At 34.7% G+C, this 13,223-nt stretch carries 8 protein-coding genes; 5 read left to right on the forward strand and 3 right to left on the reverse strand.

Going from position 1 to position 13,223, the window contains the following annotated elements; all coding sequences use genetic code 11:
* Nucleotides 1-119 precede the first annotated feature (119 nt).
* A complete protein-coding gene (locus SJY45_RS14525; protein WP_400071612.1) occupies nucleotides 120-1,424 on the forward strand; it encodes a nucleotide sugar dehydrogenase in 1,305 nt (434 codons plus the stop codon).
* A gap of 89 nt (nucleotides 1,425-1,513) precedes the next feature.
* Here the strand turns inward: SJY45_RS14525 and SJY45_RS14530 are convergent, their stop codons facing one another.
* Complete coding sequence (locus SJY45_RS14530; protein ID WP_400071614.1) at nucleotides 1,514-2,620, reverse strand: glycosyltransferase; 1,107 nt, start codon at nucleotides 2,618-2,620, stop codon at nucleotides 1,514-1,516.
* A 227-nt stretch (nucleotides 2,621-2,847) separates the two neighbouring features.
* On the opposite strand from SJY45_RS14530, the gene SJY45_RS14535 reads away from it, so the two are divergent.
* Together SJY45_RS14535 and SJY45_RS14540 are read left to right on the forward strand one after the other, a co-directional pair.
* Nucleotides 2,848-4,038: a glycosyltransferase gene (locus SJY45_RS14535; RefSeq protein ID WP_400071616.1), complete on the forward strand. Its 1,191-nt coding sequence runs from the start codon at nucleotides 2,848-2,850 to the stop codon at nucleotides 4,036-4,038.
* A gap of 20 nt (nucleotides 4,039-4,058) precedes the next feature.
* Nucleotides 4,059-4,619: a serine O-acetyltransferase gene (locus tag SJY45_RS14540; protein ID WP_400071618.1), complete on the forward strand. Its 561-nt coding sequence runs from the start codon at nucleotides 4,059-4,061 to the stop codon at nucleotides 4,617-4,619.
* Nucleotides 4,620-4,663: 44 nt separating this feature from the next.
* On the opposite strand, the gene SJY45_RS14545 is transcribed toward SJY45_RS14540, so the two are convergent.
* Nucleotides 4,664-5,758, reverse strand: a complete 1,095-nt coding sequence (locus tag SJY45_RS14545; protein WP_400071620.1) for a glycosyltransferase family 4 protein — start codon at nucleotides 5,756-5,758, stop codon at nucleotides 4,664-4,666.
* 1 nt (nucleotide 5,759) lies between these two features.
* Nucleotides 5,760-7,760 carry an alginate lyase family protein gene (locus SJY45_RS14550; RefSeq protein WP_400071622.1) on the reverse strand — a complete coding sequence of 667 codons (2,001 nt, stop codon included), beginning with the start codon at nucleotides 7,758-7,760 and terminating at the stop codon, nucleotides 5,760-5,762.
* Between the two features lie 589 nt (nucleotides 7,761-8,349).
* Here SJY45_RS14550 and SJY45_RS14555 point away from each other — a divergent pair.
* Both SJY45_RS14555 and SJY45_RS14560 read left to right on the forward strand, forming a co-directional pair.
* Nucleotides 8,350-9,375 (forward strand): heparin lyase I family protein, encoded by a 1,026-nt coding sequence (locus SJY45_RS14555; protein ID WP_400071623.1) that lies wholly within the window; start codon nucleotides 8,350-8,352, stop codon nucleotides 9,373-9,375.
* Nucleotides 9,376-9,545: 170 nt separating this feature from the next.
* Nucleotides 9,546-12,980 (forward strand): PKD domain-containing protein, encoded by a 3,435-nt coding sequence (locus SJY45_RS14560; protein ID WP_400071625.1) that lies wholly within the window; start codon nucleotides 9,546-9,548, stop codon nucleotides 12,978-12,980.
* The last annotated feature ends 243 nt before the right edge of the window (nucleotides 12,981-13,223 follow it).

Consider the following 13,223-nt stretch of genomic DNA (forward strand, 5'->3'; position numbering starts at 1 on the left):
AAATTCGTTTTCCATTGCAAGATGTTTTTAGACAGGAGCTTCTAAACGAGTGGGATGATGTTACCACGCTTTTATTGAATAAATTAAAAAATTAGTAATTATTGAAAATTAATTTGAAAATGAAGATATCAATATTTGGATTAGGGTATGTAGGTTGTGTTAGTTTGGCCTGTTTAGCGGAAAATGGTCATAATGTGACCGGGGTTGATGTAGTGCCCCATAAGATTGACCTTATCAATAAGGGAAAGGCAACTATAATCGAAAAAGATATAGATGAGATACTTTTGGCCAATTGGGAGAAAGGGAAGATTTCTGCTACTTCAAATTTTAAGGAAGCAGTACTTAATACTGAAATATCAATTATTTGCGTAGGAACTCCCTCTGACGTAAACGGACATTTGAATCTTAATGCAATATATCAAACAGCAGAGCAGATAGGTGCGGCTTTAAAAGAAAAAGATGGATTTCATATCGCCATTATTCGTAGCACTGTTCTGCCGGGAACAAATGAAAAAATAGGAAATATTATAGCGGAGCATAGCGGTAAAAAAAGGAATGAAGGGTTTGCAGTAGTTTCTAATCCGGAATTTTTGAGAGAAGGGTCTGCGGTAAAAGATTATTACAATCCGCCAGTTACAGTCATTGGTACTGATAGTGATTTTGCGTCTCAAAAGATATCCGAAATGTACGAAGGAATCAATGCGCCAATAAAAAAGACTAATATAGAAATAGCAGAATTGATCAAGTACGTGAATAATTCCTTTCATGCGCTAAAAGTATCTTTTGCTAATGAGGTGGGTAATATTTGTAAAAAAATGAATATCGACTCCCATGAGCTTATGGATCTTTTTTGTATGGATAAGCAATTAAACTTATCTCCTTACTACTTAAAACCAGGTTTTGCGTTTGGAGGTTCTTGCTTGCCAAAAGACCTTAAAGCGTTTAAGACTATGGCTCATGATTTTTATTTAGAAAGCCCAGTTTTGAACTCAATATTGGATTCTAATGAAAGTCAAAAAAATCAAGCACTTAATTTAATTTTAAACAAAAAATCTAAGAAGGTGGGTATCTTAGGTTTAAGTTTTAAAAAGGGCACGGATGATTTGCGCTATAGTCCAGTGGTAGAATTGGCGGAGTCTTTACTTGGAAAAGGGTTTTCAGTATCAATTTATGACAGAAATGTAAATATTTCAAAAATTTCAGGAACCAATAAAGCTTATATAGATAAGCATATTCCTCATTTGTCAGAACTTATCTCAGATGATTTGGAAAAAGTAATTGAAGATTCAGAAACAATTATTATTTCTCATAACGTTCCTGAGTTTAAAGACGTTAATTTGAGGTTTTCCAATAAGCACTTTATAGATCTTGTTAAGGTAAAAGATATTGTGCCGAGTGCGAATTACGAAGGTATTTGTTGGTAATTCAGTAGATAAGTTAAAAGAGGCCGAGACATAAAGTATTTATGGCTCGGCCTCTTTTAATACAATTAATAAAACATCACTACAAATTATTAGGTATTCTGAAGGAGTTTGTTATAAACACTGAGGTAAGTATCAGTCATGTGATCTAGATTAAAGAGTTGTTCTATACGCTCTTTTCCCTTAAACCCCATCTTTTTGGATAGTTTAGGATTATCCAATACTTTGTGGATTTTATCAGCCATAATCTGTGGGGATTTTGAAGGTATGAGATATCCTGTATGTTGGTCTACGACAATTTCATCTGTTCCTCCACCTTTAGTTGCTATAACGGGCTTTGATAATGCCATATACTCTAATATAGAATTAGAAATACCTTCGCCGTGTACAGAATTGTTGGTTGAAAGTATGCCAACATCAATAATACTTACTAAAGATTCAATATCTTGAATTGCCCCGGTGAAAATTACATTATTTAATGTTTTGTTAGATATACTATTTCTTGTTTTTTCTAGGTTAGGACCATTTCCTATGGCTAGAAATGTTACATCATTTCTAGCAGATAAAACTAACTGGGCAGCTTTAATATAAGTGGCATAATCTTTCCGGTCTGCAAAAGCTGCGACCTTGGCAACAACAAAATCGGTAGTAATATTGTATTTCTTCCTAATGTAGAGAGGGTCTTTAAGATTTTTAAGCCTTTTAAAATCAAACCCGTTCTTAATAGCAATGCTTTTAGATACAGGAGCTTTGTAAGACTTTAGACCGGCGCTTGAATTACCAATTACTATATCTGAAAATATAAATGAGAACTGGGCTAAAGCAAAGTCAATATTTAATATGTTAAAATTAAGAGGAGCCTTGGCAATATTTCCGTTAACTAGTTTTATATTCAATAATTGAGCAGTTGGAATTGCAAAAATAGTGCACATGGTAGACCAAGAATGTATAATATCTGGATTAAACTGCTTGCATATAGCATAGAGTTTAAAAAAAGAGTTTGGAGAATACTTAGGTTTCCTCTTGATTATATGAACTTTTAAGTTTAATTCCTGTACAATCTTATATTCTATTTGATTTTTAAATATGACTATTTCAAAATCAATATTGTCGGTTTTTGATAACCCTTTAACGAGTTCTAACATCCGGCGTTCTTTGCCACCTTTTCTCAAATTGTCTATCAGAAAAATAACTTTCATAAATCTTTAAGTTTCGGCTAAAATATTAGTTGGGTAATGTGGGTTAAATTAGGCCTAAATATACCTATCTCTTCAATAAAAATACCTAATGATTTATAATTAAAATATAATGTCATTTTGAATTCGTTTTAGTTCAAAGAAAGACATGTATTGTAATGCTCAAATGTTAAATTAATTTAGCTTAACTGGGGCCTATCCTCTATTTTTACATCAAATTTATTTAATTGATGGAAGAAAAATCTAAACATATTATCTTCTTAGGAGAAAGCAGATTTCCATACGGATTAGCATCCGTTCAGAGAATGCTGTTAATGAGCAAAGCTTTAGTTTATACTGGAGCCAAGGTTACCGTGGTGTGTCGTAAAGGAGGCTGGAAGCAAAATCAATATCCTGACTTTGAGCCCAAGGGTAATTTCGAAGGGGTGAATTATATTTATACTTCGGAAAGTACTTTTAAACCAAAGGGTTTTGTAAATAGAAATATTCAAAAGTTAAAGGGTTTGTGGGGTGAATATCAATTTATAAAAGCAGCAGTTAAAACGCGGGGAGTTAATATGGCTATTGTGAGTGAAAGAAAGAATATTCACATTCTACGATATTACTTTTATTCTAGATTTTTTAATTTTCCTATTGTGGTTAACCTAGTTGAAATGGCTTCGTCAGTTCAAAATAAGGTTTCATTTTTCAGAAGAATAAACTACCATATTTTGGATATGTGGACGCTCAAATTATTTAGTGGAGCTTTGCCTATAAGTGATGTTTTATTAACACATTATCAAACAATCGTCCCGTCAAAACCAACTCTGAAAATACCAATATTATGTGATTATATTAAATTCGATATTCCTAAGGTAACTGAGAAACCCTATTTTTTGTATTGTGGTAGTATTAATTATATGGAAATCATCAATTTTATTTTGGAATGTTATAAAAAGCTGAACATCGAAAAGGCCAGTATGTACATGATTGTTAGTGGCGGGTCTGCAAAAAAAACCCAAGAACTACAAGATAAAATCAATTCTCAATTTGAAGGAAACCCGGTAAAACTCTTTACTAATATACCTTATAATCAACTAATTCATTTGTATAACCATGCAATAGGCTTGCTTATTCCCTTGAGACCAACTTTACAGGATACATCGAGATTTCCACATAAAATTGGTGAATATTTGGCTTCTGCGAACCCTGTAATTACGACCAATGTTGGTGAAATAAAAAGTTACTTTGTTGATAAAGAAACCGCTTTAGTTGCAAAGTGCTATGATGTTTCGGATTTTTCGGAAAGCATGAGGTATGTATTAGATTATCCTATAAAAGCCAAAGAGATTGGGCTAAAAGGGCAGGAATTGGGATTAGGAAATTTTGATTATAAAATACATGGTGAAAGATTGGTGACTTTTATGAATGATTATTTTTGATATCGTAATTTGTAATTTTGATGAGGTTAAATAATATGGGTCTTAAGAACACAATACAGTCTGATTTATACCGGTATGATAAAGAAACATCTTTGCTTAAAGGTTTATTTATACCTGGCTTCAGGTTTACATTTTTTTTTAGAAAATCTTCTGCAAGTAAAAATCCTTTTCTAGGTTTATTCTACCGATTAATCACACGTCATTTAAAAATAAAATACGGGTTTCAAATACCAGTTGGAACGGAAATTGGCAGAGGTTTATTTATGGGGCACTTTGGTTCAATTGTAATTAATAAAAAGGCCAAAATTGGAGACAATTGTAATATTGCACATACAATAACTATTGGGCAGGCAAATAGGGGTAATACTAAAGGTTGCCCTGTAATAGGTAACAATGTATGGATTGGAACAGGGTCTGTTATTGTTGGGAAAATTATTATAGGGGATAACGTATTGATAGCCCCAAACACATTCGTTAATGGTGATGTTCCTTCAAACTCTTTAGTAATCGGTAATCCCTTTAAAATAATACCAAAGGAGAACCCTACCGAGGGTTATATAAACAATATAAAAAGTGATTAGATTTTTTCAATCAATGTCTATATTGTCCATATATTTTATTGATTTCAACTATTAATTGTACTAGAATATATTTTCTCAAGTTCGTGACTCACTTTTTCAGGAGTAAATCTGTTATGGGCATAGCTTATATTATATTGTCCCATAGTTTTAATGTTATCAAGATTGTCAAGTAAAAGAGTCAATTTTTCCGTTATTTTTTCTGGATTTTTCATAGGAACTAGATAGCCCATTTTTCCGTCTTCAAAAAAGTCCTTTATACCTCCTACGTCTGTAGAAATAACAGGAAGGCCAGAGGCCATTGCTTCTAAAATTGAACAAGGAAGACCTTCGCCGTGGTAGGAAGGAAGTAGATAGATATCTGACTCATAAAATGCTTTAGCTTTACCTTCTCCGGTTATCCAACCTAATAATTCAATATTCTGCATACCTCGGGAGGAAATATATTTTTCAGCAGCAGCTAATTCACCACCTGTACCCGCTATTTTTAAATTAATATTGGGGTAGTTGATTTGTAAAGCCTCAAAACTTTCCAAAGCTTCATAAATGCCTTTTACACGCTCTATACGAGATAAAAACAATAGAGTTATTGGATTAGTGGAAATTTTCTTGGTGTCTGCATCATCAAATTTGTTTTTTAATTTAAAGAAAATAGGATCAGCTACCGTGGTTATAGGTAAAATTGGATTTTTATACCCGTAGTTTTTTAGCTGATCGGCAAATTCTTTACCAAGAACAATCATAGAATCAGCCTTGCCAAAGGTTAGACGAAAATAAGGTAAAATTCGCTGTGTAATTTTTTTTTCAAATTCCCATTGCCAGCCATGCCAAAATATTGTCATCTTAGTTCCATTTATTCTGCATATTAATGCAAAAACACTATCTCGGAAAAAAGATTTCATATTCATAGAAGGGTTTAGGTGAACCAAGTCAAACTTGTTTTTTTTAAGTTTTCGATGAAACTGCCAAAAATCTGAAATTAGTCTTGTTAAAACTTTAAATTTCCCTTCTTTTTTGCCTTGGGCTCCATAAAAGAAAAAGTCAATTTCACTGGTGAAATGATGTAATAGAGATGTAAAGTAAGTTTGTTTACCCCCAGGTGTTGAAAGATTAGGAGCGTGTATAAGTATCTTATTTTTCATTTTATGCTAGATATATGGTTGTTTCCAATTCTAAATCACCTGTGGCCTCAAATTTGCTATAGAGGACGGATGTAGGTTGTTTTTGCAAAAAGGAGGGGGAGAACCATCCTAGGATTGGATTTTCGGCACCTTTTACTACACTTGGGATTAGACGCTTATCAAATTCAATAACTACAGTCCTCTTCTCAGGATGGGAAATACTAAATTTATTTGGAGACAACTGGGCAATAATTATTTCTGGATGTAAATGTATGGGATATTCGTAATAGTGGACCTGATTATCTTGGGCACTTAATTTATCATGTATTGTAATGCAATCTTTCAACTTATTGAAGTTATAAGTTCTTACGTGCTGAACTCCTAATTTCTCATAGCCATTGTGGGATCCTTTCAGGATGGTTTCTTTGGCAGTGTCTTTTACCTCTAGTACCTTTGTGGTATAGTGGTCAACCCATAAACATGGTCCTCCATTAACTGCCTGGTCAATGCCATCTACACGAATAGTATTATGAGCCAAAGTGCCTTTGAAATAAGCTCTCCATTCAGGAAATGAATGGTAAGTATATGTGCCTGGGTCTATGATATAAGGTTTGCCATCTATATTAAGAAAGAAAGATAGGGCATCAGCATGACCATGAGCGGCTATGGATAGATATCCTAGAGGAGCAATATCTACATGTAAATACACCTCATTATTATCCTTTCTTTTTTTAATTAGAAAATGACCTTCATTTTTGTATAATTTGCTTTCAACGGTAACTTGTTTAAATGTTAATTCATTAAATCGTTTTTCTCCTTCCTCACCAAACAGCACCCTGTTTTTTAAATCAAAAATACTTTCTTTATTTTTAAATATAGGATTTTCGAAAAGTATAGCGGCAGTTGTAAGCAGTGACCTAAAATTGTCATTGTAAATATCAACATTTAATGATAGTACCTTTCCGTCATCGTCATCGCCATAATATGGTACGTTTCCTGACAAGTCCATCATATGTTTGATATAAAGAAATATCTTTTCTAAAGTCTTTGTGTAGTTTTTGTTAAAGTTGTGCCCAGAACGCTTTCCTATTAACAACGCGAGCATAAAAAAGTCAGTAATAAATTGAATGTATTCAGAAGCTTCTTCCTTATTTATGCCGTTTTCAGAATGTTGCTTTATGATTTCACGTTCTAAGATATGTTGCCCTTTCCTAATCCATTTATGTGAGTCTTTAAAAGACCAATAGCATCCTGCAATGAAAAGGCCGCTAGCCTCTGCTATTAAGTGATTGTTAGAAGAAGAATATTTTGATTCATAACGGTAGGCGTGTTGCGCATGTAACTCAATTAATGGAAGCCAAGTAATCTCTACGAAATTTTTAAAAGAATGATTTTGAGCAATGAGTTCGTTAACATTTAGAATTTCCCAACAGATAACCCAATTAATAATTCTAATGTTCACCTCAATATTAGAGTACCAGTTTACACCTTCTAAGTAAGGATTTTCTTTTTTCCAACTCTCAATTATGTTAATAAATCGGTTTAAATATTTGTCTTCTCCGCTTTCTAAGAATTTAAGACAAATATGTGTCAGGTATTGTAAACGGTTTATTTCCCAAACAATTTTTACATTACCATTTTTACCGCTTCGCGTATCAATATCAAAAGAGTAAGCCTTAGGGAAGTGTTTTTTATTTGAAATATCGTAATGCCAGTCAATAGCATTTTCGTAATTCAATGTATTTCCAAAAATGGAATAATTTTTTGGTTCAAGAATTTTTATCTCTTTAGGGATAAAAAGAAGACTCTTGGGGAGATGGTCTATCTTGCCTTTGGGTAAATATCCGATTTTAGTATGCTTATCAATTTTCTTGTTTATAGCTGTACGAACTCTATAAAAAAATTCTGGAATTGACATGGTCCGAAGCCTTCTCATGTACCATAATAAACGACTATTTTTTTTTTTATTTTTCGGCAAGGGGAATTTTTTTGGTTTGAAATATAAGACTTTATAGTTATGCAAATTTAGCGGTTAATGGCGGATTACACCTAATTTCTCAGAAGTTTCATAATGTCAATTTTTTATTTGTTATAAAGGTTTTTTGTAAATTATATTGACTTAGAAGATTGAAATCTATGAGAAAAAAACTGAAATTTTCAAATAATAATGTTATTGATACAGCGATTGTAGTAGGAATAAGTAATTCAATTATTCTATACGGTCTATATATGCCTAAAGTTTGTTTTTATAAATAATGATTTAATTCTAAGTTCCATTCAAATAATCGGAATATGCTACTTAATCTACTTGTATACGTATTTTTTGGGTTAAAAGTTTATTTATGTAGTGTTTTTGAGCTGCGAAAATTATTGTCCAAGGAAGTTTTTTTTAGTACAGAATTCTGATTATTTCTATGAAACATACCGTTTATCGATAAAAATTAAGAACTTCAATTTTTTGTGAAGGGAATGGAGTATTTCATCGAAAAAAATAAACATCTAATCGTAATTGCCGTTTGGGGTACGAATTCTTTCGTTCCTAAGCCTAGATTATGAGACATTTAACCGTAATAAATTTTAATAATAAAGTGTTTTTAGTTCTATATTTAACCATGTCGTTTTCTTGCTCTGATGAGGATTTACTATCTGATGTAGGTTTTTTAAATCAAGAGCCTTTAGAAATATCATCAAATCAAGTATCTACAGACAAACAGAAATTTGAGACTGATAAAAAATCCGAAACTGTGACAGATTATGATGAGGTGAGCAGTGGTGAGTTTCCGGCACAGCTAAGTCTTGATAAAGTAAACAATCTCCCATGCTCAACAGGTAGTACATCTGCTAGTGAAGCAGGGGCTAAGGTTTGGTGCTGGGGAGATGTTAGTATACCTAGTAATGGTTTTTTTGATGATTATAAGTTATATGTTAGTAGTCACTGTAGTTCAAATATGGTGAAGAGCGCAGGTGGTCGAGTTCATTTCAAAGTAAACCCAATTAGTCCAATAGCACCCACAGAGTGCAACTCTGATTATAATTATCGAGCAGAAATTAGAGAACATCCTTCAGATGTTGACTATCCTATTGGTACTGAACAATGGTGGGGTTTTGATTATGAATTTGGTAAGGATTATGTAGCCGATGAGCTACCTTGGATTCTCTGGCAAACGCATGGTAGTTTTAGTAATCCATCTTACCCAATGACAAATATACAGTTGGGCCCTACTAATTTTAATGGAGGCATTAATCCAGTAGGAGAATTGTTTGTAGTTAATAATGCAATTAAGAAGAATGGAAAATACACTCCTGTAGGTGTAGTGCCTAAAGCTGGGCAGACTCTCAAAATTGTAATACATCTTGTGTGGGGAGATGAAAGTAATGGGCTTTATGAGGTGTGGATTGATGGAAAAAAAATATATAGGAAACAAGAACGAACAGTTTATGTAGAGAAACCTTACGGGGGGTATTGGAAAATTGGAATTTACAAGTGGCGTTGGCAAGATGAGGAAAATGTTGCGGTTTCCAGACAGAGAGGAATTACACAAATAAATACTTCTATAGGTACTTTAAGAACAATTATGAGAAGACCGGGAGATCCTGAATATGGTGATGATTCATACGCACTTGTAGCTCCCGATTAGCTTCTCTGTATCCCTTTTTTTGGGTAATGAAGTTTTTGAGCACTAAGGTTTAAATGTTAAAATTTAATGTATTTCGTCGATTTTTGAAGCTTTTTGTCGGCTTTTTGACTGATTCTTGGCGTATGTAGTAGCGTGTTTAGTTATTCATCCCTCCCAAGAACGAGTTTTTTATGGTATTACGGCAGATTTCAACCTTAACTAATCGGCTATATTTTGTTGCGATTACTTTTTTATTAATTCTATCCTGTAACAAAGATGTTGATACATTACGTGATTCTGTATTTCAAAAAGACGTTCCAAAAATTGGAGATTCTCAAAAGGATTCAGTAGAATCAAAGGAGATTCTGGAGATGGTGAATCAAGAAGATATTCTAGATAACAAGATAGAATTTGAGAGTAGAACAGCCATTTTTAATCCTATACATGACGCATATCTACAGAACGGAAAAGGGTATAATGAACCTATTATTAGGTTAGAGGAGGAGAGGCGCACAAGCTATCTAATGTTTGATTTTAGCCCAATAGATTCTATTGGTGGTACGATTAATTCGGCAACCTTGATGTTCACGATTAATACAGATGATGGAAATGGTGAAGTGAACGTTTATAAGGGTGAGACTAGCAGTTGGTCAGAAACTGATCTGAGTGAAAAATCAGCTCCCGAGACAGGAGGTCTGTTAGGGGGTGCCAAGCAAGAATATAGAATAGGAACGGAAGTTTCAATTGATTTGGAAGTCAGGGAACTTCAGTTGGAGCCTGTTACTTTAATACTAGATCATAAGGACGGTGATGATTTGGCATTTGCATCAAAAGAACATGAAAGTCAAGCAGGAAGTAGTTTAATAGTTGAATATGAAGTGCCTATTGGTGCAGATGATATTGCATTATTTGTAACGTCTCCGAAGGAAATTGACGATGAGACTCAAAATCCGAATAGCATAGAAGAAGATAATACTACTGTAGAAGAGGCCCCAAAAGAGGTTCCTGCCGAAGAGGAGGAAGATAGTTCGGAGCAAAATGAGCCTACAACAGAAGAGGAGGAAGTAGATGTTGAAGAGGAAACACCACAGGAGGTTCCTGCTGATGCCTCTGAAAACGACCAGGGCCAAGATACTACGACAGACAATAAGGGAGAGGACGATACAGATTCTAATATTGATGCGCTTCCAAATACTCCATTTCCAAAAAATGAACCTCCTGTGGCAATAGCTAACGGTTCTCCGGTAAATGGGCAAGCTCCTTTAAAAGTTTCTTTTTCAGGTGTTGATTCTTCAGATGATAAAGCTATTGTTTCTTATAAATGGAATTTTGAGGATGGCCAGACAGGTAATATGGCGGAAATTGAACACACTTTTGATAAAGCCGGCTCTTATGAGGTTACTTTGGTAACAAAGGATGAAGAGGGAATCTCTGCTTCAGATGTAATAATGATAACCGTAGAAGAATCAAAGGGGAATACAGCTCCTGTAGCTAAGCTAAGTGCAAGCAAAACCTCTGGAACTCTTCCTTTGACGGTGGAGTTTACAGGAAGCGGATCAATTGATGATACTGGCGTCACAGCTTATTCTTGGGATTTCAAGGACGGGAATAGTTCTGATAAGTCCGATCCTTCACATACTTTTGAATCGGCAGGCTCATATGAAGTAGAGCTAACGGTTACGGATGAAGAGGGCCTTAAGAATAAGGAAACTGTTTCCATTACTGTAGAATCAAAGGAAAATAGTGCGCCTGTAGCCAAGCTAAGTGCAAGCAAAACCTCTGGAACTCTTCCTTTGACGGTGGAGTTTACAGGAAGCGGATCAACCGATGATACTGGCGTTACCGCTTATTCTTGGGATTTCAAGGATGGGAATAGTTCTGATAAGCCCGATCCTTCGCACACTTTTGAATCTGCTGGTTCATATGAAGTAGAGCTAACGGTTACGGATGCAGAAGCCCTTAAGAATAAGGAAACTGTTTCCATTATTGTAGAATCAAAGGAAAATGCAGCTCCAGTAGCTAAGCTAAGTGCGAGTAAAACCTCAGGAACACTTCCTTTGACGGTGGAGTTTACAGGAAGCGGATCAACCGATGATACTGGCGTTACCGCTTATTCTTGGGATTTCAAGGACGGGAATAGTTCGGATAAGCCCAATCCTTCACATACTTTTGAATCTGCTGGCTCATATGAAGTAGAGCTTACGGTTACGGATGCAGAAGGCCTTAAGGACACGGAAACTGTTTCCATTATTGTAGAATCAAAGGAAAATGGTGCGCCTGTAGCCAAGCTAAGTGCGAGTAAAACCTCAGGAACACTTCCTTTGACGGTGAACTTTACTGGAAGTAACTCAAGCGATGATATAGGGGTTACAGCATATATGTGGGATTTTAAGGATGGTTCAACATCTAATAAATCCAATCCGTCACATACGTTTGATTCAGCCGGTACATACGAAGTAGAACTAACAGTTGCTGATGTTGACGGACTTCAAAATAAGGAAACAATAACTGTTAATGTTCAGGAACCAGTCAATAACCCTCCGGTTGCTGTAGCACATGCTGATAAACTTTCAGGTACAGCTCCATTAACAGTAAATTTTGATGGGGGCGATTCCTCAGATGATAAGGGTATTAATAGTTATGAATGGAACTTTAGTGATGGTTTTTCATCTGATGTCAATCCTTCTCATACTTTTGATAATCCGGGTACTTATATGGTTAATTTAACTGTGGCTGACAAAGAAGGACTTCGAAATACTGTTTCTCTAAATATTGAGGTGGCTCAAAGTATAGTTGGGAATTTACCTTGTAGTACAGGAAGTGGTGCGGCTAATGAGAATGGACCGAAAGTTTGGTGTTGGCAGAATATTAGTGTTCCAGAGGAACGTTTTTTTAGTAATCACGAGCTTTTTATTAGTAGTCATTGTAATACCGGAATGGTTACTAAATCTGGTAATCGCTTGCGTTTTAAGGTTAACCCAACTACTCCTGCGGCTCCATCAACTTGTGCAGACTATAACTATAGAGCAGAAATAAGAGAACATCCTGCTGATGTTAACTATCCCGTTGGTACAGAACAATGGTGGGGATTTGATTATAAATTTGAGAACGGTTACAAAGCGGATGAATTACCATGGATTTTTTGGCAGACACACGGTACATTTAGTAACCCAAGTGACCCTATGACAAATTTACAGATAGGTCCTTCTAACTTTAATGGAAATACAAACAGTGTTGGAGAATTGTTTGTAGTTAATAATGCAGTATCTGCAAATACCGGTTCATATACTCCAACAGGTATTGTACCTAGATCTGGGCAGACTATAAAAGTGGTTATCCATATGATTTGGGGAGATGATAATTCTGGTCGTTTTGAAGTATGGGTAGATGGTGTTAAAGTTTATAGTAGAAATGAAAGAACGGTTTATTCTCAGAGACCATATGGGGGGTATTGGAAGTTAGGTATTTACAAATGGAGATGGCAAGATAAAAACAATGTTGATGCTTCTGCTTCTATGGGAGTTAGAGAAATCAATACCTCTATTGGAACTTTGCGAACCATTACACGAAGTCCTAGCGATAGTGATTATAATAAGGATTCTTATTCTTTGGTCGCTCCGGATTAGTTCTCTCAGCTATAATATTCAGTAAGATGGTTTTCTAAGCTTAGTTGTAACAAAAAGAAACAGGATGTTGGGCTTTAAGCAAATTTATAACAAAATTGTTTTTAAAGTAATTTTTTATTTCTTCCGTATCTATTGTTGAAAATATATGAACACCATAGTCGCTTAGATGAGATACATCATTAAACTTGTTTTTACCAAGAAACCTACTATTGTTATATAGGTCAATAACAAAGATGTTCTCTG

Origin of the sequence: Zobellia russellii (assembly GCF_044597075.1) — a bacterium.
Lineage (GTDB): Bacteria > Bacteroidota > Bacteroidia > Flavobacteriales > Flavobacteriaceae > Zobellia > Zobellia russellii.